This is a genomic window from Streptomyces sp. NPDC052079, assembly GCF_040680275.1.
GTDB lineage: Bacteria > Actinomycetota > Actinomycetes > Streptomycetales > Streptomycetaceae > Streptomyces.
Genome location: NZ_JBFAWL010000003.1, coordinates 295872 through 316014, shown reverse-complemented (window position 1 = coordinate 316014; position 20143 = coordinate 295872). Strand labels below are relative to the sequence as shown.

The window sequence follows — 20143 nt, the reverse complement described above, 5'->3', positions numbered from 1 at the left end:
CCGCGGATCGCCTTCGGAGCAATGTGACGACCGTCTACCCCGGAAACGCACGAGGCGGACGCCGGATTCCTCCGGGTCCGCCTGTGTGGTGCGGTAAACGTCGGATTCGCCTGTTCGATGGCCGGTCAGAGGGTGAGCAGCGCCTCCAGCGGGGCGCCCGCCAGGGCCGGCTCCACCCGGGCGCGGCCGCCGAGGAAGCCGAGCTCCATCAGCACGGCGAGGCCCGCGACGTCGGCGCCCGCCCTGCGGATGAGCTGGATGGACGCCTCTGCGGTGCCGCCGGTGGCGAGGACGTCGTCGACCACCAGGATCCGGTCGTCGGCGCTCAGGTCCTCCGCGTGCACCTCGATCTCGGCGGAGCCGTACTCCAGGTCGTACGCCTGGCGGAGGGTCGCCCCGGGGAGCTTGCCCGCCTTGCGTACGGGGATGAAGCCGAGGCCGGCCTGGACCGCGACCGGGGCGCCCAGGATGAAGCCCCGGGCCTCCAGACCGACGATCTTGGTGGCGCCGGTGCTCCGGGCGATGCCGGCGAGGGCGTCGCTGAGCGCGGAGAACGCCGCGGGGTCGGCCAGGAGCGGGGTGATGTCCTTGAACATCACCCCCGGCTCCGGGTGGTCCGCCACGTCACGGATCCGGCTGAGCAGCAGGGCGGAGACGTCGGTGATCCCGGTCATCGGCGCTTGCCCGAGGGACGGCCCCGGCCGCGGGCGCGGGAGGCGGGCTGGCTGCGCGGACCGACGACCGCAGGGGCGTCCTCCGGCTCGTCCTGGTCCCCGCCGACGGTGACCGGGGCCGGCTGGGCCTCGCCCGCGTCACCCTGGGCGCGCTTGGCCATGACGCGCTTCTTCAGGCTCTTCATTCCCGGCTCGAGCTCCTTGAGGTCGGCGACGAGCGGGGTCGCGATGAAGATCGAGGAGTACGCGCCGGCGGCGAGGCCGACGAACAGCGACAGCGAGATGTCGTTCAGCATGCCGGCGCCGAGGACACCGCCGCCGATGAACAGCAGGCCCGCGACCGGCAGCAGCGCGACCACCGTGGTGTTGATGGAACGGACCAGGGTGCTGTTGATGGAGCGGTTGGCGATCTCGCTGTAGGTCCAGCGGGTCTGTTTGGTGATGTCCTTGGTCTGTTCCTTGAGGCTGTCGAAGACGACGACCGTGTCGTACAGCGAGTAGCCGAGGATCGTGAGCAGACCGATCACCGTGCCCGGCGTGACCTCGAAGCCGACGAGGGCGTAGACGCCGACGGTGATGGTGATGTCGTGGATCAGGGCGACGAACGCGGCGAGTGCCATGCGCCACTCGAACGCGATCGCCAGGTAGATCACCACGAGGAACATGAAGATGCCGAGGCCCTGCCAGGCCTTGTTGGCGATCTCCTCGCCCCAGCTGGGGCCGACCAGCTCGGCGTTGATCCGCTCGCCGTCGACCTTGAGGTCCTCCGCGAGCTGGTCCTTGATGTCGTCCGAGGTCTTGGTGTCGATGCCGGCGACCTGAATGCGCAGGCTGCCGTCACCGAGCTTCTGGACGATGGCGTCGTGGCCGGAGGCGTTCTCCGCGTACTCCTCGGCCGTGGCGACCGAGGCGCTCATGTTCTTCGGGGTGGTGAAGACCGCTCCGCCCTGGAACTCGATGCCCATGTGCAGGCCGCGCACCGCCAGGCCGAGGATGGCCGTGATGGTGATCAGGATGGAGATGCCGTACCAGATCTTGCGGTTCTTGACGAAGTCGTAGCCGATTTCACCGTGGTGCAACCGGGCGCCGAGGGTGCCGAGTTTCGACATCGCTCAGGCCTCCTTCGTCTGGGCGGGGGCGGAGGGACGGCGGGTGCGGCGCAGCGGTGGTTTGGCACCCAGCGCCTTCGGGTCGAGACCGGACCACTTGTGGCCGCTGGCGAAGAACTTGCGGCGGGCCATCAGCGTGAGCAGCGGCTTGGTGAAGAGGAACACCACCACGACGTCGAGCAGGGTGGTCAGACCCAGCGTGAACGCGAAGCCCTGGACCTTGCCGACGGTGACGACGAAGAGCACGGCCGCGGCGAGGAACGACACGAAGTCGGAGACCAGGATGGTGCGCCGGGCGCGCGGCCAGGCCCGTTCCACGGAGGGACGCAGCGTGCGGCCCTCGCGGATCTCGTCCCGGACCCGTTCGAAGAACACGATGAACGAGTCCGCCGTGATGCCGATCGCGACGATGGCGCCGCACACGGCGGGCAGGTTCAGCGCGAAGCCGATGGTCGGGCCGAGCAGCGACATGATCACGTAGGTGAGGGCCGCGGAGACCAGCAGGGAGGCGATGGCGATGAAGGACAGGCCGCGGTAGTAGACCAGCAGGTAGAGGACGACCAGGGCGAGGCCGATGGCACCGGCGATCAGTCCGGCCTGGAGCTGCTCGCCGCCGAGGGCGGCGGTCACGGTGGTGACGCTGTCCTCGCGGAAGGTCAGCGGCAGGGCGCCGTAGGACAGCATGTTGGCCAGTTCCTGCGCCGACTGCTGGTTGAAGTTGCCGGAGATCTCGGCGTTGCCGCCGGTCAGGGCCTGGCTGACGTAGGGGTCGGAGACGACCTCGTTGTCCAGGACGATGGCGAACTGGTTCTGCGGGGACTGCTTGGTGGCGAGTTGGCCGGTGATGTCGGCGAACTTCTTGGCGCCCCCGTCGGTGAACTTCATCGTGACGACCCAGCCGGCACCGGTCTGGGTGTTGAGGACGGCGTCGGCCTCGTCGACGTCCGTGCCGTCGACCGCGGCGGGACCTAGGATGTACTTCTGCCACTGGCCCTGGGCGTTCTGGCCGCAGGCCACGGTCGATTCGCCGGCCTTGGCGCCGTCACCGGCCTTGGCGCGGACGCTCTCCTTGGTGCAGTCGAGCGCGGCGTACTGGGCCTGGAGCTTGCCACCGGCGTCGCCGGGGGCACCGCCGGTGGCGGACGGGGAGGGGGCGGCCTTCTTGTCGGCCTTCTCGCCGGCCTTGCCGCTCGGGGAGGCGGCCGGGGTCTCGTCGGCCTTGAGGGCGTCAGTGACCGCGCGGCCCTGGGTGGTGGCGCTCGCCGACGGGCTGCCGGAGGCGGACGGGGAGGAGCCGTCGGTGGCCTTGTCCTTGCCCTTGTCGGTCGCCTTGTCCTTGCCGGAGTCCTTCTTGGAGCCGTCGCCGGTCGCGCTGGGCGACGGAGCGGCTCCGCCGCCGGCCAGCTCGGTGGTGACGACGGGGCGGAAGTAGAGCTTGGCGGTGGTGCCGACCTGTTCCCGGGCCTGCTTGGAGTTCGTGCCCTTGGGAATGTTGACGATGATGTTGCGGGTGCCCTGCGTCTGGACCTCGGCCTCGGAGACACCGAGACCGTTGACACGCCGCTCCATGATGGAGACCGCGGTCTTCATGTTGGTCTCGTTGATCGCGGACTCCTGGCCGGCCTCCGGCACCGCTGCCAGCGTGATGCTCGTGCCGCCGGCCAGGTCGATGCCGAGACGCGGGGTGGTGTGACCCGAGGCGAACATGCCTCCGGTGAGCGCCACGATGGCGATCAGGATCAGAGCCAGCGAGCGCCACGGCTTACTTGTGGCGCTCGCGTTCCGTCCCTTTTTGACTGCTGCCACCTTCTCGTACTCCCTCTCGGGCCGCCTCGCGCCGGGTCAGGGGTGCGGGCGGCCATGACATGGTGTCGGGATTCCGTGCGAGCTGGGCATGTCCCGGGGCGCGCGGGCCCTGCCCGCGCGCCCCGGGAACACGACTACTTCGCTTCGGAGTCGCCTTCGGACTTCTTCGGCTGTGCGTCCGCCTTGGCCTGGTCGGCGGTGTCGGCGTCGGCCGGCTCGTCGGCCGAGTCCATCTTGCCGAGGTCGACCGGCGTGTCGTCGGAGGCGGCGGCAGCGTCGGAGGAGTCATCGGTCTCGGTGAGGGAGGAGGCGTCGTCGGGGACGACGTCGGCGTCGGACTTCAGGTCGTGCTCGATGCCGTGGACGATGCGGTTGTACTCGTCGTCGGTGAGGACGGCACCGATCGAGTTCTTGGCGAACAGCAGTTCCACACCCGGGCCGGCGTCGAGGAGGACGGTGTCCTCGTTGACCTCCTTGACCGTGGCGTACATGCCCCCGATGGTGCGGACGCCGGAACCGGGCTGCATCTGGTTCCGCATCTCGATGGCCTGCTGCTGCTTCTTCTTGGCCGACCGGGTCATCAGGAACATGGCCCCGATGAGCACAATGAACGGGAGGAGGGTCAGGAGACTCACGGGTCGGAACTTCCTTCACACGACCGCGATGGTGAACGGCCTGATGGTTGGGGGTATGTGGTGCCGCCGACAAGGGGCGGCACCGGCGGAGTCTAGGCGAGTCCGCACCAAGGGAACAACGCTCAGCATGGCACCGGGGTTCCTGCCTGGGCCAGCGTGCTCCCCGTCACGCCCCGAACAGGTCCCCTTGTCCGTTTCCGGCGGCCCCTGAGCGGGGCGGTGCGAGGCCGAGGTGGGCCCACGCCGCGGGGGTGGCGACCCGTCCGCGGGGGGTGCGGGCGAGCAGTCCCTCCCGTACCAGGAAGGGCTCCGCCACCTCCTCCACGGTCTCACGCTCCTCCCCCACCGCGACGGCGAGCGTGGACAGGCCGACCGGTCCGCCGCCGAACAGCTTGAGCAGGGCCTGAAGCACCGCCCGGTCCAGCCGGTCCAGACCCCGGGCGTCGACCTCGTAGACGGCGAGGGCCGCCGCGGCGATGTCCTGGGTGATCAGGCCGTCGGCCTTGACCTGCGCATAGTCCCGGACGCGGCGCAGCAGGCGGTTGGCGATGCGGGGCGTGCCGCGGGAGCGGCCGGCGATCTCCGCGGCGCCGTCCGGATCGATCTCCACGTCGAGCAGGCGCGCCGAGCGGTGGACGACCCGCTCCAGTTCGGCCGGCTCGTAGAACTCCATGTGCGCGGTGAAGCCGAAGCGGTCGCGCAGCGGGGGCGGCAGCAGGCCGGCCCGCGTGGTGGCGCCGACCAGGGTGAACGGAGGCAGCTCCAGCGGGATGGCGGTGGCGCCGGGGCCCTTGCCGACGATGACGTCGACGCGGAAGTCCTCCATCGCCATGTAGAGCATCTCCTCGGCGGGCCGGGACATGCGGTGGATCTCGTCGAGGAAGAGGACCTCGCCCTCCTGGAGGGAGGAGAGGATGGCCGCGAGATCGCCGGCGTGCTGGATGGCGGGGCCGGAGGTGATGCGGATGGGGGCTTCCATCTCGGCCGCGATGATCATCGAGAGGGTGGTCTTGCCGAGGCCGGGGGCGCCGGAGAGCAGTACGTGGTCGGCGGTGGCGCCCCGCGCGCGTGCGGCGCGCAGCACCAGGTCGAGCTGTTCGCGGACCTTCTCCTGGCCGATGAACTCACCGAGGTCCTTGGGGCGCAGGGCGGCCTCGACGGCCTGGTCCTCACGGTCGGCGACAGATCCCACCAGCCGCTCCCCGGCGGGGCCCGCGAGGGGCTCGTCGTCGGAGGTGCCGGTCGTGTCGTCCCAGTTCATGTGCGTGTGCCTCAGCTCTCCGTACGGGTGATCGGGCGCGGGCTATCGGGCGCGGTTCAGCGTCTGGAGGGCGGCCTTCAGCAGCTGGCCCACCTGTGGGGCGCCCCCGGCGGCCTCGGCCTGGGGCGCGACGGCGGAGACGGCCTCGTCGGCCTCGCGGGTGGCGTATCCGAGGCCGATGAGGGCCGCGTGCAGCTGGTCGCGCCAGCCTGCGGTGACCGGTGCGCCGACGGCGGGGGCGCCGACCGGCTCGCCGAGGCGGTCCTTCAGCTCCAGGAGCAGCTTCTGGGCGCCCTTCTTGCCGATGCCGGGGACGGCGGTCAGCGCCTTCTCGTCCCCTGTGGCGACGGCTCTGCGCAGCGCGTCGGGGGTGTGCACGGCGAGCATCGCCTGGGCCAGCCGGGGGCCGACGCCGCTGGCGGTCTGGAGCAGTTCGAAGACCTGGCGCTCGTCGTCGTCGGCGAAGCCGTACAGGGTCAGGGAGTCCTCGCGGACGACAAGGGAGGTGGCGAGTTTCGCGGGCTTGCCGACGCGGAGCGCGGAGAGCGTGTTCGGCGTGCACTGGACGGCCATGCCGACGCCGCCGACCTCGACCACCGCGGCGTCGGGGGCGAGGGCGGCGACGGTGCCGCTGACGAAGGCGATCATGCCGTACGGCCTTTCGATGCGTGCGGGGAGTGGGGTGCGCGGGGGGCTTTGGAGGCGTGCAGGGCGGCGGCCTGCTGGAGCCGGTTCTGTGCGGGGGCGCGCCAGATGTGGCAGATGGCGAGGGCGAGGGCGTCGGCGGCGTCGGCGGGTTTGGGCGGCGCGTCAAGCCGCAGCAGCCGGGTGACCATGGCGCCGACCTGCGCCTTGTCCGCGCGGCCTGAGCCGGTGACGGCGGCCTTGACCTCGCTGGGCGTGTGCAGGGCGACGGGGATGCCCCGGCGGGTGGCGCACAGGATCGCCACCGCGCTGGCCTGGGCGGTGCCCATCACCGTACGCACGTTGTGCTGGCTGAAGACGCGCTCCACGGCGACGAACTCGGGCCGGTGCTCGTCCAGCCACTGTTCGAGGCCCTGCTCGACGGCGACGAGGCGGTGGCCGAGGCCGGCGTCCGCCGGTGTGCGGACGACGCCCACTGCCAGCATGGTGAGCGGCCGTCCGGCCACGCCCTCCACGACGCCGACGCCGCAGCGGGTCAGCCCCGGGTCCACCCCCAGCACGCGCACGCGTCCGCCCCCTTCCCTCGATCACCTGTTTGTGCAGGCTATCGGGTGCCGCTGACAAAGCGACGGGCCGGCGGAGTGTGTCCGCCGGCCCGTTCGAGCAGTGGACGCGTTACGCGTCGACCTTCTCCATGATCTCGTCGCTCACGTCGAAGTTGGCGAAGACGTTCTGCACGTCGTCGCTGTCCTCCAGGGCGTCGATGAGCTTGAAGATCTTCTTGGCGCCCTCCTCGTCCAGCTCGACCTGCATGGTCGGGACGAAGTTGGCCTCCGCGGAGTCGTAGTCGATGCCGGCGTCCTGCAGGGCGGTCCGCACGGCGACCAGGTCGGTGGCCTCGCTGAGCACCTCGAAGTTCTCGCCGAGGTCGTTGACCTCTTCGGCGCCCGCGTCCAGGACGGCGGCGAGGATGTCGTCCTCGGTCAGCTCGCCCTTGGGGACGATGACCACGCCCTTGCGGTTGAACAGGTACGACACCGAGCCCGGGTCGGCCATGGAGCCGCCGTTGCGGGTCATCGCGACGCGCACGTCCGAGGCGGCACGGTTGCGGTTGTCGGTGAGGCACTCGATGAGCACCGCGACACCGTTGGGACCGTAGCCCTCGTACATGATCGTCTCGTAGTCGGCGCCGCCGGCCTCAAGACCGCCGCCGCGCTTGATCGCGGAGTCGATGTTCTTGTTGGGCACGGACTGCTTCTTGGCCTTCTGGACGGCGTCGTAGAGCGTGGGGTTGCCGTCCAGGTCGACGCCGCCCATCCGCGCGGCTACCTCGATGTTCTTGATCAGCTTCGCGAAGAGCTTGCCGCGCTTGGCATCGATCACGGCCTTCTTGTGCTTCGTCGTGGCCCATTTAGAGTGGCCGGACATCTGCCTGTCTCCTTCGCGTAACCCATCTCTGCAACGAACGCAGGAATCCTACAAGGACTCGGCTGTCCGCTTCGCCCGTGTCATCTCGACGAACAGGGCGTGCACGCGGTGGTCTCCGGTGAGCTCCGGGTGGAACGACGTGGCCAGGGCGTTGCCCTGGCGCACCGCGACGATGTGTCCGCCGTGTTCGGCGAGCACCTCGGCGCCCGCGCCCACGGACTCCACCCAGGGGGCGCGGATGAAGACGCCCTCCACCGGTTCGCCCGTGATGCCCTTGACGTCTACCGCCGCCTCGAAGGACTCGTTCTGCCGTCCGAAGGCGTTCCGGCGCACGATCATGTCGATGCCGCCGACCGTCTCCTGCCCCGAGCGGGGATCGAGGATCTTGTCGGCCAGCATGATCATGCCGGCGCAGGTGCCGTAGACGGGCATGCCGTCCCGCACGCGCGCGCGGAGGGGTTCCATGACTCCGAAGAGGACGGCCAGCTTGGAGATCGTGGTGGACTCGCCGCCCGGGATGACGAGGCCGTCGACCTCGGCGAGTTCCTCGGGACGCCTGACCGGCCTGGCCACGGCATCGGCCGTGGCCAGGGCGGCGAGGTGCTCCCGTACGTCGCCCTGGAGGGCCAGGACGCCTATGACAGGTGCGTCGCTCATCAGCGGATTACCAGCCGCGGTTGGCGTAGCGCTCGGTCTCGGGGAGGGTGTCGCAGTTGATGCCGACCATGGCCTCGCCGAGGTTGCGGGACGCGTCCGCGATGATCTTCGGGTCGTCGTAGAAGGTGGTGGCCTTGACGATGGCGGCGGCGCGCTTGGCCGGGTCGCCGGACTTGAAGATGCCGGAGCCGACGAAGACGCCCTCGGCGCCGAGCTGGCGCATCAGCGCGGCGTCGGCGGGGGTGGCCACGCCGCCTGCGGAGAACAGCACGACGGGGAGCTTGCCCAGCTGGGAGACCTCCTTGACCAGCTCGTACGGGGCGCGCAGCTCCTTGGCGGCGGCGTACAGCTCGTTGTTGTCGAAGCCGCGCAGCTTGGCGATCTCGTTCTTGATCTGACGCAGGTGGCGTACGGCCTCGACGACGTTGCCGGTGCCGGCCTCGCCCTTGGAGCGGATCATGGCGGCGCCCTCGGCGATGCGGCGCAGGGCCTCGCCCAGGTTGGTGGCACCGCAGACGAAGGGGGTGGTGAACGCCCACTTGTCGGAGTGGTTGACCTCGTCGGCCGGGGTGAGCACCTCGGACTCGTCGATGTAGTCGACGCCGAGCGACTGCAGCACCTGGGCCTCGACGAAGTGGCCGATCCGGGACTTGGCCATGACGGGGATGGACACCGCGTCGATGATGCCCTCGATCATGTCCGGGTCGGACATGCGGGCCACACCGCCGTCCTTGCGGATGTCGGCGGGGACCCGCTCCAGGGCCATGACGGCGACGGCACCGGCGTCTTCGGCGATCTTGGCCTGCTCGGGCGTGACGACGTCCATGATCACGCCGCCCTTGAGCTGCTCGGCCATGCCGCGCTTCACGCGGGCGGTGCCGGTCTCGGGACCCTGGTTTTCGGAGAGCGTGCTGGACACGAATGACCTCGCTGAGGGGGGAAGGGGATTCTGCAGCACTGAGGAAACGTGAAGGGACCAGGCCACAGCAAGGGCCAATGTGAAGCCGGTGGATCCTTTTCGGTCGGCGGCGCTCTGCCGCGTGGCCGGATCCGGTCGCTACGCGGCCCGCTCGATCAGGGCGGCCGGCGGCTCGTCGTCCATCTCGAAGGCCATGGGGAAGGGCGCGTGTCCGGCCAGCCGGAACCAGCGGACCTTGCGATGCCGCCGCAGGGCGCGTGCGGCCCGTACGGCGTCGTTGTGGAAACGGCGGGCCATCGGCACCCTGCGGACCGCCTCGGCGAGCTCGAGGGCCGCGTCCTCGCCCCCCGGTGCCTCCTTGACGGCGTCCACCTGCTGCGCGTCGGCGAAGACCGCGCGCAGCGCCTGGGTCAGCTCGCTCTCGGCGACTTCGCGCTGTTCCTCCACCGCCTGCCGCGCGGCGTGCGCGGCCTCGTAGAGCACGATCGAGGCGGCGGGGTCGAGCACGCCCGAGGTGGCCAGTTCCTGTGCCACGGAGGCGCGGCGCAGCAGTTGCGCGTCGAGCGCCGCGCGGGCGGCGTCGATCCGGGCGTGCAGCCGGTCCAGGCGTCCCGCCGTCCAGCTCAGGTAGAGGCCGATGGCGACGAGGGCGACGAGGATCCAGATCAGGGTTGAGGTCACGGGCGGAAAGGCTAGTACCGGCTCGGCCGGTAGCGGTTTTTGGGGCGGCACCCCGGGTGCGGTCCGACGCCGGGTGCGGCCCGTCCGGGGCCGGTCGCGCAGTTCCCCGCGCCCCTGGGGACGTTCAGCCCCCGCCGTCAGCACAAGCTCCCGCCGCCTGCGGGCCGTACGCCGGGTGCGGCCCGTCCGGGGCCGGTCGCGCAGTTCCCCGCGCCCCTGGGGGCGTTCAGCCACCGCCGTCAGCACAAGCTCCCGCCGCCTGCGGGCCTCGCCTCCAGCGCTGTACCCGCGGCCAAGAGGGTGCCTCGCATCGTCGTACGCCGGGTGCGGCCAGCGCAGTTCCACGCGCCCCTTTGGGGCGTCAGTCCCGCGCCAGCCCCAGCCGGGCCCTCAGCCCCGTTGCCCGGTCGTCCGCCGCCACCGCCGCCGCGCCCGCCGTGACCGTCTCGTAGACCGACAGGATGTCCGCGCCGACGGTCGACCAGTCGAAGCGGCGGACGTGGGCGCTGCCGCGCTCACGCAGTTCCGCGCGGCGTCCGGGGTCGTCCAGGAGCCGCACCGCGGCGTCGGCGAGGGCGTCCGCGTCCTCGTTGGCGAACAGCTCGCCGGCCGCGCCCCGGTCGAGGACCTGGGCGAACGCGTCCAGGTCGGAGGCGAGCACCGGCGCGCCCGCGGACATCGCCTCGACCAGGATGATGCCGAAGCTCTCGCCGCCGGTGTTCGGCGCCACGTACAGGTCGACGCTGCGCAGGAAGCGGGCCTTGTCCTCGTCGCTGACCATGCCGAGGAACTCCACGCGCGGGCGCAGCTCGCGCGGCAGCGACTCGACGGCCTCCTTCTCGTCGCCGCGGCCGGCCACCAGCAGCCGCGTCCCCGGGCGGGCGGCGAGGATCTTCGGCAGGGCCTTCATCAGCACCGGCAGGCCCTTGCGCGGCTCGTCGATGCGGCCGATGAAGCCGATGGTGTCCCCCTGCCATTCGGGCCGGGGCTCGGCCTTGGCGAAGAAGTCGACGTCGACGCCGTTGGGAATGACCACCGCGTCGCCGCCCAGGTGCTCGACGAGGGTGCGCCGGGCGTACTCGCTGACCGCGATCCGCGCGCTGATCTTCTCCAGGGCGGCCTGGAGGATGGCGTACGCGGCGATCATCGCACGGGAGCGCGGGTTGGACGTGTGGAAGGTGGCGACGATCGGCCCCTCGGCCGCCCAGCAGGTCAGCAGGCCGAGCGAGGGCGACGTCGGCTCGTGGATGTGCACGACGTCGAAGCCTCCCTCGTGCAGCCAGCGCCGCACCCGCGCGGCGGACAGGAAGCCGAAGTTGAGCCGGGCCACCGAGCCGTTGTAGGGCACCGGCACCGCGCGGCCGGCCGAGACGACGTACGGCGGCAGCGGGGTGTCGTCGTCGGCCGGGGCGAGGACGGACACGTCGTGCCCCAGGCGGATGAAGTACTCGGCCAGGTCGCGGATGTGGAACTGGACGCCACCCGGCACGTCCCAGGAGTACGGGCAGACGATGCCGATCCTCACGAGGTCCCCTTCCGGTCCTGCTCCGGGGCCGTCGCGGGATCCCGCGCGGGGTCGAGGTCCTTCAGCCACAAGCGCTGCAGCATGTGCCAGTCCTCCGGGTGGTCGGCGATCCCCGTGGCGAAGGCATCGGCCAGCGCCTGTGTCATCACAGACGTCTTGTCGGCCCGCGTACCTGACACGGGGACCTCGACCGGCGGGTGGACCCGGCCGTGCATCACCGGCGGGTCGTCGTACCAGAGGGTCACCGGCAGCAGCCGGGCCCCGGTCTGCTGGGCCAGCAGGGCGGGACCGGCCGGCATCCGGGCGGTCTCGCCGAAGAAGCCGACCTCGACCCCGGAGGAGGACAGGTCGCGGTCGGCGACCAGGCAGACCAGTCCGCCGTCGCGCAGCCGCCGGGCCAGGGTGCCGAAGGCGGAGCCGCCGCTGTGCGGGAGCACCTCCATGCCGAGGCCCTCGCGGTAGGCGACGAACCGGTCGTAGAGCGTCTCCGGCTTCAGCCGTTCGGCGACGGTGGTGAACGGTATGCCCAGCTTCGTGGTGACCCAGGCGCCGGCGAGGTCCCAGTTGGCGAGGTGCGGCAGCGCCAGGATGACGCCCTTGCCGGCCGCCATGCCGTCGGTCAGATGGTGAAGGTCCTTGACATCCAAGGCGTCCCCGATGCGCTCCCGGCTCCAGGAAGGCAGCCGGAAGGACTCCATCCAGTAGCGCAGATACGACCGCATCCCCGCGCGGGACAGCTCGGCCAGCCGCTCCGGCGTCGCGTCGGGTACGACGCGCGCGTAGTTGCCCTCCAGCCGGAGCACACCCGTGCCGCGCTGTCTCCACGCCAGGTCGGCGATGGTCCTGCCGAGGCGGACGGCGACCGGCTCGGGAAGTTTCCTGACGGTGCCCCAGCCGGCGCCGTACAGGGCGTCGCTGAGCCGCTCCTGGGCACTCACTTCGCGGCCTCGCTCCCCCGCGTCTCCTGCGCCTCGGCGGCCTCCGCCGCCTCCGCCTCCGCGGACTCGCGGCGCACCGTGACGACCCGCTGGATCAGCGTGACCATGCTGCCCACGGCGACGATCCACAGGGCGACGGGCAGCAGGTACTGGATGCCGGGTACACCGAAGGCGTGCAGGCCCGCGAGGCCGGCCGCGACCAGCGAGATCACCAGCCGCTCGGCGCGCTCGACCAGACCGTTGACGGCGACCGGCAGGCCGATCGACTCGCCGCGCGCCTTGGTGTACGACACCACCTGGCCGCTGGCCAGGCAGAAGATCGACACCGCGCAGAGCGCGTTGTTGTCGCCGTCGCCCGCGTACCACAGGGCGAAGCCGCCGAAGACGGCGCCGTCGGCGACCCGGTCCAGGGTGGAGTCCAGGAAGGCGCCCCAGCGGCTGGACCGGCCCAGCTGACGGGCCATGTTGCCGTCGACCAGGTCGGAGAAGACGAACAGCGTGATCACGACCGTGCCCCAGAAGAACTCGCCCATGGGGTAGAAGACCAGCGCGCCCGCGACCACTCCGGCGGTACCGATGAGCGTGACCGTGTCCGGGCTGACCCCCCGCCGGATGAGAAACGCGGCGAACGGTGTGAGGACACGCGTGAAGAATGCACGCGCGTACTTGTTCAGCATGGCCTTCCCGACGGTCGGTGTGGCCGCATGGCCCCTGCTGGCCACCGGCGGGCCCAATCGTAGCCACGCGGACCTGCGGGCGAGGGCCGGGCACCCGAGCACACCTCGGGGCGCGGGCGGGGGCCCGCGGTCGTACGGCCGTGAACAGGACGGACGCCGGGATCGCGTCCTTCGTATGGACGCACCGTGACGGGAGTGGAAAGCTCGAATCACCGCGGGCGCCACCGGAGCCGCACCGCACGCGGGTTCCTCGGGTCCGCGCCCACAGTGACCTCACCGTGCACGGGAGGCAGGATCATGGGCGACAAGGCGCACACACACCCCGGAGCCGCCGGCAGGGCACAGGCGGCCGACCACCCCGCGTCCATACGGAATGTGGTGCTGGTCGGCCACTCCGGATCGGGCAAGACGACCTTGGTGGAGGCTCTCGCGCTGACCGCGGGGGCCGTGAACCGGGCGGGCCGCGTGGAGGACGGCGGCACCGTCTCCGACTACGACGACATCGAGCACCGTCAGCAGCGTTCGGTGCAGCTCTCCCTGGTGCCCCTCGAATGGGACGGCATCAAGATCAACGTATTGGACACCCCCGGATACGCCGACTTCGTCGGGGAACTCAGGGCCGGTCTGCGAGCGGCGGACGCGGCCCTTTTCGTCGTCTCGGCCTCGGACGGCGTGGACGGCTCCACCCGCATGGTGTGGGACGAGTGCGCCGCGGTCGGCATGCCGCGCTCCATCGTCGTCACGCACCTGGAGGCGGCCCGCGCGGACTTCGAGGAGATGACCCGGGTCTGCGCGGAGGCCTTCGGCGGGGACGACCCCGACGCCGTGCTGCCGCTGTACCTGCCGCTGCGCGGCCCCGAGGGGCCCGACGGACACGCGCCCGTGCACGGTCTGATCGGGCTGCTGACCCAGAAGCTGTTCGACTACTCCAGCGGCGAGCGCAAGGAGTCCGAGCCCGGCGGGGAGCAGCTGCCCCTCATCGAGGAGGCCCGCGGCCGGCTGATCGAGGGGATCATCGCCGAGAGCGAGGACGAGACCCTCATGGACCGCTATCTCGGCGGTGAGCAGGTCGACGTCGGGACACTGATCGAGGACCTGGAGCGGGCGGTCGCGCGCGGGGTGTTCTTCCCCGTCCTGGCCGCCGCCCCCGCCGCCGAGGGCGCCCGCCAGGGCCTCGGCACGGTCGAGCTGCTGGACCTCATCACGCGCGGCTTCCCCACCCCGCTGGAGCACGCCACCGTGGGGGTGACCACGGTGGACGGCAAGCCGCGCGAGCTAAAGCCGTGCGATCCGGACGCGCCGCTGGTCGCCGAGGTCGTGAAGACCTCCTCCGACCCCTACGTCGGCCGGATCTCCCTGATCCGCGTCTTCTCCGGCACCCTGCGCGCCGACCAGACCGTCCACGTCTCCGGGCACGGGCTCGCCGACCGGGGCCACGAGGACCACGACGTCGACGAGCGGATCGGCGCCCTGTCCACGCCGTTCGGCAAACAGCAGCGGCCGGTGTCGCACGTCATCGCCGGCGACCTCGCGTGCGTGGCGAAGCTGAGCCGCGCGGAGACCGGGGACACCCTGTCCGCCAAGGACGACCCACTGCTCATGGAGCCCTGGGAGATGCCCGATCCGCTGCTGCCGCTCGCCATCCAGGCGCACAGCAAACCGGACGAGGACAAGCTGTCGCAGGGCCTGGCCCGGCTGGTGGCCGAGGACCCGACGATGCGGCTGGAACAGAACCAGGACACCCACCAGGTGGTCCTGTGGTGCCTGGGCGAGGCCCACGCGGACGTGGCCCTGGAACGGCTGCGCAGCCGCTACGGCGTCCAGGTGGACGTCGTACCGCACCGGGTGTCCCTCCGGGAGACCTTCGGCGGCAAGGCGGCCGGGCGCGGCCGGCACGTCAAACAGTCCGGCGGACACGGGCAGTTCGCCATCTGCGAGATCGAGGTGGAGCCACTGCCGAACGGCTCGGGCATCGAGTTCGTGGACAAGGTGGTCGGCGGCGCGGTGCCGCGGCAGTTCATCCCCTCCGTCGAGAAGGGCGTACGGGCCCAGGCCGTCAAGGGCGTCGCCGCGGGACATCCGCTCATCGACGTGCGGGTGACCCTGCTGGACGGCAAGGCGCACTCGGTGGACTCCTCCGACGCCGCCTTCCAGACGGCGGGCGCACTGGCCCTGCGGGAGGCCGCCTCGGACGCGAAGATCCATCTGCTGGAGCCGGTCGCCGAGGTGAGCGTCTTGGTCGGCGACGACTACGTCGGCCCCGTGATGAGCGACCTGTCCGGCCGGCGCGGCCGGGTGCTCGGCACCGAGCAGGCGCCCGGCGGACGCACCGTCATCAAGGCCGAGGTGCCGGAGATCGAGATCGGCCGGTACGCCGTCGACCTGCGCTCCCTGTCGCACGGCACCGCACGCTTCAGCCGCCGCTACGCGCGGCACGAACCCATGCCGCCGCAGATCGCGGAACGGGTCAAGGAGGAGGCCCGCAAGGCCTCTTGACGCGCCGGGCGCGCGCCGGGTTTCCCGGCGCGCGCCCGCGTACGCGCCCTGTTCCGGGGTGACGTCGGAACGCTTCACTCACACCGGTGGGCCGCTTGGGCGGTCCGACGACGGACGACACCGGCTGCGGATACGCTGAAGACCTGATCAACAGGTGTGCGCAGCAGGGAAGTCGGGAAGGCCGCATGACGACAGTCGCGGCGATCGGGGGCGGGAATGACCGTTGAGAGCGGTTACGCGGAGTTCTTCGGTCCGCAGGTGCCGCGCACGGGCGACGACGGGCAGACGCCGACCTTCGCTCTGGCCTCGGCGGCGTACCGGGACAACGAGGCCGAGGAGATACTCAAGGCCAACAACGAGTGGCACAAGTCGGAGGTCGGCAAGCCGCGGATCAAGCTGTTCCGGCCCAACCTGGGCGAGGCGTTCTCCAGGGCGATCATCGACCGGATGCTGGGGGCGGAACGCGCACCGCTCATCCAGTCGTTCGGCACCCAGCCGCAGGTGGTGGTGGAGCACGCGCTGGCGGCGCACCGCATCCGCCGCGAGCGGGACAACTGGCTGAGCGCCGTCATGGTCCTGTGCGGACTGCTGTTCCTGCCCGGTCTGCTGGTGTGGCTGCTGGTCTTCCAGATCCGTACGACGATGGCCAGGCGCGAGGACAAACGGGCCGGCGCGCTGGCCACCACGCTGCTGCTCGCGGTGGGCGCCCTCGCCGTGCTGTTCCTGCTCCGCATGCCGTTCGACGGGTTCTGGGGCTGGTACGCGCGTGCGTCGATCGTCGCACCGGTGCTCGGCTGGTTCTGGGCCAAGCGGATCTGCGAGCGCACGGCGAAGGACCTGCGCGACCGCTGGGACAGTCTGCTCTCCGGCAGCAGCGTCGGCGCCAAGGTGCCCGAGGCGGTGCCGAGCAGCCCTGGCGAGACGGCGGCCGAGCAGCTGCGCCAGTCACTGGCCCGGCTCAGCGCCGAGCAGCAGTCCAACTCCGTCTTCTACGCCGGGCCCAAGGGCATACTCGGCATGGGCACGCGCTGGGGCAGCTGGCAGCTCGCCGAGGACCTGGTGCAGGCCGGCCCGGAGCGGGAGATCCACCCGTTCCGCAGCTGGGACGTCATCAAGTCGATCCACGACCGGCTGCGGATGCTGGAGCGCGGACCGCTGAACACCGGCGGCTTCACCAAGCCGTCGATACGGCACTGGATCGTCACGCCGATCGGGGAGAACGCCACGGCGGTGTCCCGGCCCGAGGGCACGGACGTCGAGGCGTACCAGATCAAGTCGCACGCCATACAGGAGATCTGCAACAAGCAGCAGTTCGGCGCGGGCGACCGGCACTACCTGGGCGTGCAGTGGACGCTCTGGGACGGCCAGTTGGTGATCACCATGCTGATCACCGTGACCGTGCTGCACGAGACGCTCCGCATCGAGGTCACGGGGCATGCGCTGGGTCCGGTGCACGCGCTGTTCACGACGAAGCCGGAGGCCAAGGAGAAGGAGGTCCAGAAGTCGATCAAGTTCTGGGAGACCCGGAAGGTGAAGCTCCCGCTGGTCGACTCGGACGAGGTGGTACGCCTGGCCGCCCGGGCGCCGCTGACCTGGTATCCGCCGCTGCTGTACTGGCTGGGCGGCAAGCTGACCCTGCCGGAGCCGTTCGGTCTGCGTCATGCGTGGGCGGACAAGCCGTGGCGGCACCGGTTCATGGCGGACGACGCGTTGCGGGCGGCCGCGCCGGTGCTGCGGGTGGTGCACTCGGCGGCGATCAAGGTGCTGGAAGAGAACGGGGTGGACACGGAGAAGTTCGGGGCGCGGTCGTCGTTCCTGAGCACGGCGGTGCAGGATGCTGCGCCGCGGCAGGCCGACGTATACGAAGCGTGAGGTCAGGCACCGCAGGTCGTGCTGCGCGGGGGTGGGTGCGCGGCTCGGCGCCGACGAGGTGCTGCTGCGTCCACCCCTGCCGCCCCTGCGGCACGAATGCCCGCAGCTGGACAGAACAACTAGGCCGGCCAGGCATCCGCCAGCATCTTCCGCGTGTCCGCGAGCAGCTGCGGCAGCACCTTCGTGTGGCCCACGACGGGCATGAAATTGGTGTCGCCGCCCCAGCGCGGGACCACATGCTGGTGCAGGTGGGCGGCGATGCCCGCGCCCGCGACCGTGCCCTGGTTCATGCCGATGTTGAACCCATGGGCGCCCGAGGCCGCGCGCAGGGCCGTCATCGCCTGCTGGGTGAGCCGGGCGAGCTCCGCCGTCTCCGCCGTGGTGAGGTCCGTGTAGTCGGCGACGTGCCGGTAGGGCACCGTCATCAGATGGCCGCCCGTGTACGGGTACAGATTGAGCACCGCGTACACCAGCTCACCCCGCCGGAGGATCAGCCCGTCCTCGTCGGACTTGGCCGGCAGCGAGCAGAAGGGGCAGCCGTCGTCGGCACCCGAGCCGCTGGGCTTGTTCTCGCCCTGGATGTAGGCCATCCGGTGGGGCGTCCACAGACGCTGGAACGCGTCCTGCGTGCCCACTCCCAACTGCTGCTCCGGCTCACTCGTCATGCGTGCAGCATATGGCGTCGCGAGGGGGGCGCGGAAAAGGCCCCCGGGATCGCTCCCGGGGGCCGAGCCCCGCGTGTGCGGTGACCTACTCAAACCTGAATACGACGCTCCACCACATCAACGAGCTTCGCCAGCGCCTGGTCACGCGGGATGCTGTTCTCCTGCGAACCGTCGCGGTAGCGGAACGACACCGTGCCCGCGTGCATGTCCTCGTCACCGACGATGATCATGAACGGCACCTTCTGCTTCTGGGCCGTACGGATCTTCTTCTGCATCCGGTCCGAGGAGGAGTCCACCTCGACGCGCAGCCCCTGGCGCCGTGCCTCGCCCGCGAACTCCTCCAGGTACTGCACATGAGCGTCACCGACCGGGATGCCCACCGCCTGGACCGGGGCGAGCCACGCCGGGAACGCGCCCGCGTAGTGCTCGAGGAGCACCGCGAAGAACCGCTCGATGGAGCCGAACAGCGCGCGGTGGATCATGACCGGGCGGGTCTTGGAGCCGTCCGCGGCCGTGTACTCGAGGTCGAAGCGCTCCGGCAGGTTGAAGTCGAGCTGGATGGTCGACATCTGCCAGGTGCGGCCGATGGCGTCCTTGGCCTGGACCGAGATCTTCGGGCCGTAGAAGGCTGCGCCGCCCGGGTCGGCCACGAGCTCCAGGTTCTGCTTCTCGGCGACCTGGCGCAGCGTCTCGGTGGCCTCTTCCCAGGCCTCGTCGGTGCCGACGAACTTCGTCTCGTCCTTGGTGGACAGCTCCAGGTAGAAGTCGGTCAGGCCGTAGTCGCGCAGCAGGTTCAGGACGAAGGTGAGGGTCTTGTCGAGCTCCTCGGACATCTGCTCGCGCGTGCAGTAGATGTGCGCGTCGTCCTGGGTGAAGCCGCGGGCCCGGGTCAGGCCGTGCACGACGCCCGACTTCTCGTACCGGTACACGGTGCCGAACTCGAACAACCTCAAAGGCAATTCACGGTAGGAACGCCCGCGCGCGTCGAAGATCAGGTTGTGCATCGGGCAGTTCATGGGCTTGAGGTAGTAGTCCACGCCCTCGTCGAGCTGCATGGGCGGGTACATGCTGTCGGCGTACCAGTCCAGGTGGCCCGAGGTCTCGAAGAGCTTCCCCTTCGTCGCGTGCGGGGTGTAGACGAATTCATACCCCTCCTCCTCGTGCCGCCTACGGCTGTAGTCCTCCATGACCCGGCGGATGATGCCGCCCTTGGGGTGGAAGACGGCGAGGCCGGAGCCGATCTGCTCGGGGATGGAGAACAGGTCGAGCTCGGCGCCGAGCTTGCGGTGGTCGCGCTTCTCGGCCTCGGCGAGGAACTCCAGGTGCGCCTTCAGCTCCTCCTTGGAGGGCCAGGCGGTGCCGTAGATGCGCTGGAGCATGGGGTTCTTCTCGCTGCCGCGCCAGTAGGCCGCCGCGTTGCGCATCAGCTTGAACGCCGGGATGTGGCGGGTGGTGGGCAGGTGGGGACCGCGGCAGAGGTCCTTCCAGCGCACCTCGCCCGTCTTGGGGTCCAGGTTGTCGTAGATCGTCAGCTCACCGGCGCCGACCTCGACGTCCGCGCCGTCGTCGTGCGAGGCGGCGCCCTTGAGGCCGATCAGCTCCAGCTTGTACGGCTCGTCGGCGAGCTCCTTGCGGGCCTCGTCGTCGGTGACGACGCGCCGGGAGAAGCGCTGGCCCTGCTTCTGGAGGGCCTGCATGCGCTTCTCGATGGCCTTGAGGTCATCGGGGTGGAAGGGCTTCTCGACGTCGAAGTCGTAGTAGAAGCCGTCCTTGACCGGCGGGCCGATGCCCAGCTTGGCCTCGGGGAACAGGTCCTGCACGGCCTGGGCCATGACGTGGGCGGTGGAGTGGCGCAGGATGTTCAGGCCGTCCTCGGAGGAGATCTCCACCCCCTCGACGGTCTCGCCGTCCTGGACTTCGTAGGAGAGGTCCTTGAGCTCGCCGTCCACACGCGCGGCGATGATCGAGCGCTCGCCGGCGAAGAGCTCGGCGGCCGTAGTGCCCGTCGTCACCACGCGTTCTTCCCGCTCGGAATCGCGTTGGATGATCACACGGACGTCTGACACCGGTCTCTCCTGACTGAAGGCTGAGGTTGCGGCGCCATACCGGAGCGCACGCATTGGGTGCGATGGTACCGACCCGGGACGGCCGACCG

General features: G+C 70.6%; 18 protein-coding genes. 2 read left to right on the top strand and 16 right to left on the bottom strand.

Annotated features, from left to right (window positions below; genetic code table 11):
• Nucleotides 1-125 precede the first annotated feature (125 nt).
• The 14 genes from AB0L56_RS08875 to pgsA form a co-directional block, all read right to left on the bottom strand.
• Nucleotides 126-674 carry an adenine phosphoribosyltransferase gene (locus AB0L56_RS08875; protein ID WP_365420517.1) on the bottom strand — a complete coding sequence of 183 codons (549 nt, stop codon included), beginning with the start codon at nt 672-674 and terminating at the stop codon, nt 126-128.
• On the bottom strand, nt 671-1783 hold the full coding sequence (secF, locus tag AB0L56_RS08870; RefSeq protein ID WP_365420514.1) for a protein translocase subunit SecF: 1113 nt from the start codon (nt 1781-1783) through the stop codon (nt 671-673). The genes AB0L56_RS08875 and secF overlap by 4 nt, the downstream gene beginning before the upstream one ends.
• A 3-nt stretch (nt 1784-1786) precedes the next feature.
• Nucleotides 1787-3589: a protein translocase subunit SecD gene (gene secD, locus AB0L56_RS08865; protein ID WP_365420511.1), complete on the bottom strand. Its 1803-nt coding sequence runs from the start codon at nt 3587-3589 to the stop codon at nt 1787-1789.
• Nucleotides 3590-3723: 134 nt separating this feature from the next.
• A complete protein-coding gene (gene yajC / locus AB0L56_RS08860; protein WP_361033223.1) occupies nt 3724-4224 on the bottom strand; it encodes a preprotein translocase subunit YajC in 501 nt (166 codons plus the stop codon).
• A gap of 166 nt (nt 4225-4390) precedes the next feature.
• Nucleotides 4391-5485 (bottom strand): Holliday junction branch migration DNA helicase RuvB, encoded by a 1095-nt coding sequence (gene ruvB / locus AB0L56_RS08855; protein ID WP_365420507.1) that lies wholly within the window; start codon nt 5483-5485, stop codon nt 4391-4393.
• Between the two features lie 42 nt (nt 5486-5527).
• Nucleotides 5528-6133 carry a Holliday junction branch migration protein RuvA gene (gene ruvA / locus AB0L56_RS08850; protein WP_361033217.1) on the bottom strand — a complete coding sequence of 202 codons (606 nt, stop codon included), beginning with the start codon at nt 6131-6133 and terminating at the stop codon, nt 5528-5530.
• Nucleotides 6130-6696, bottom strand: a complete 567-nt coding sequence (gene ruvC, locus AB0L56_RS08845) for a crossover junction endodeoxyribonuclease RuvC (protein WP_361033214.1) — start codon at nt 6694-6696, stop codon at nt 6130-6132. The genes ruvA and ruvC overlap by 4 nt, the downstream gene beginning before the upstream one ends.
• Nucleotides 6697-6805: 109 nt before the next feature.
• Nucleotides 6806-7558, bottom strand: coding sequence for a YebC/PmpR family DNA-binding transcriptional regulator (locus AB0L56_RS08840; RefSeq protein WP_361033211.1), 753 nt, complete (start codon nt 7556-7558; stop codon nt 6806-6808).
• A 48-nt stretch (nt 7559-7606) separates the two neighbouring features.
• Nucleotides 7607-8215, bottom strand: coding sequence for a pyridoxal 5'-phosphate synthase glutaminase subunit PdxT (gene pdxT, locus AB0L56_RS08835; protein WP_361033208.1), 609 nt, complete (start codon nt 8213-8215; stop codon nt 7607-7609).
• A gap of 7 nt (nt 8216-8222) precedes the next feature.
• Entirely contained in the window at nt 8223-9134 is a 912-nt protein-coding gene (pdxS, locus tag AB0L56_RS08830; RefSeq protein WP_361033205.1) for a pyridoxal 5'-phosphate synthase lyase subunit PdxS, read from the bottom strand.
• Nucleotides 9135-9272: 138 nt separating this feature from the next.
• On the bottom strand, nt 9273-9815 hold the full coding sequence (locus AB0L56_RS08825) for a hypothetical protein (RefSeq protein ID WP_361033202.1): 543 nt from the start codon (nt 9813-9815) through the stop codon (nt 9273-9275).
• 361 nt (nt 9816-10176) lie between these two features.
• On the bottom strand, nt 10177-11340 hold the full coding sequence (locus tag AB0L56_RS08820) for a glycosyltransferase family 4 protein (RefSeq protein WP_361033199.1): 1164 nt from the start codon (nt 11338-11340) through the stop codon (nt 10177-10179).
• On the bottom strand, nt 11337-12278 hold the full coding sequence (locus AB0L56_RS08815) for a phosphatidylinositol mannoside acyltransferase (protein WP_365420499.1): 942 nt from the start codon (nt 12276-12278) through the stop codon (nt 11337-11339). Before AB0L56_RS08815 ends, AB0L56_RS08820 begins: the two co-directional genes overlap by 4 nt.
• Complete coding sequence (gene pgsA, locus AB0L56_RS08810) at nt 12275-13012, bottom strand: phosphatidylinositol phosphate synthase (protein ID WP_361033193.1); 738 nt, start codon at nt 13010-13012, stop codon at nt 12275-12277. Before pgsA ends, AB0L56_RS08815 begins: the two co-directional genes overlap by 4 nt.
• Before the next feature lie 240 nt (nt 13013-13252).
• Between pgsA and AB0L56_RS08805 the strand changes: the two genes are divergently transcribed.
• Nucleotides 13253-15451 (top strand): elongation factor G-like protein EF-G2, encoded by a 2199-nt coding sequence (locus tag AB0L56_RS08805; protein ID WP_361033190.1) that lies wholly within the window; start codon nt 13253-13255, stop codon nt 15449-15451.
• A gap of 216 nt (nt 15452-15667) precedes the next feature.
• Nucleotides 15668-17323 carry a hypothetical protein gene (locus AB0L56_RS08800; RefSeq protein ID WP_365420495.1) on the top strand — a complete coding sequence of 552 codons (1656 nt, stop codon included), beginning with the start codon at nt 15668-15670 and terminating at the stop codon, nt 17321-17323.
• Nucleotides 17324-17442: 119 nt separating this feature from the next.
• Here the strand turns inward: AB0L56_RS08800 and AB0L56_RS08795 are convergent, their stop codons facing one another.
• Both AB0L56_RS08795 and thrS read right to left on the bottom strand, forming a co-directional pair.
• The gene (locus AB0L56_RS08795) at nt 17443-17988 is read right to left on the bottom strand and encodes an HIT domain-containing protein (RefSeq protein ID WP_365420493.1); all 546 of its coding nucleotides are present in this window, start codon (nt 17986-17988) and stop codon (nt 17443-17445) included.
• A gap of 89 nt (nt 17989-18077) precedes the next feature.
• Complete coding sequence (thrS, locus tag AB0L56_RS08790) at nt 18078-20054, bottom strand: threonine--tRNA ligase (protein ID WP_365420490.1); 1977 nt, start codon at nt 20052-20054, stop codon at nt 18078-18080.
• Nucleotides 20055-20143: the final 89 nt, after the last annotated feature.

What these genes read in the sequence shown, in the direction of transcription:
- AB0L56_RS08875 (WP_365420517.1), bottom strand. Translation starts at nt 674, where the DNA reads ATGACCGGGATCACCGACGTCTCCGCCCTGCTGCTCAGCCGGATCCGT.
- ruvA (WP_361033217.1), bottom strand. Translation starts at nt 6,133, where the DNA reads ATGATCGCCTTCGTCAGCGGCACCGTCGCCGCCCTCGCCCCCGACGCC.
- secF (WP_365420514.1), bottom strand. Translation starts at nt 1,783, where the DNA reads ATGTCGAAACTCGGCACCCTCGGCGCCCGGTTGCACCACGGTGAAATC.
- AB0L56_RS08800 (WP_365420495.1), top strand. Translation starts at nt 15,668, where the DNA reads ATGACCGTTGAGAGCGGTTACGCGGAGTTCTTCGGTCCGCAGGTGCCG.
- ruvB (WP_365420507.1), bottom strand. Translation starts at nt 5,485, where the DNA reads ATGAACTGGGACGACACGACCGGCACCTCCGACGACGAGCCCCTCGCG.
- pdxT (WP_361033208.1), bottom strand. Translation starts at nt 8,215, where the DNA reads ATGAGCGACGCACCTGTCATAGGCGTCCTGGCCCTCCAGGGCGACGTA.
- AB0L56_RS08795 (WP_365420493.1), bottom strand. Translation starts at nt 17,988, where the DNA reads ATGACGAGTGAGCCGGAGCAGCAGTTGGGAGTGGGCACGCAGGACGCG.
- AB0L56_RS08805 (WP_361033190.1), top strand. Translation starts at nt 13,253, where the DNA reads ATGGGCGACAAGGCGCACACACACCCCGGAGCCGCCGGCAGGGCACAG.
- AB0L56_RS08840 (WP_361033211.1), bottom strand. Translation starts at nt 7,558, where the DNA reads ATGTCCGGCCACTCTAAATGGGCCACGACGAAGCACAAGAAGGCCGTG.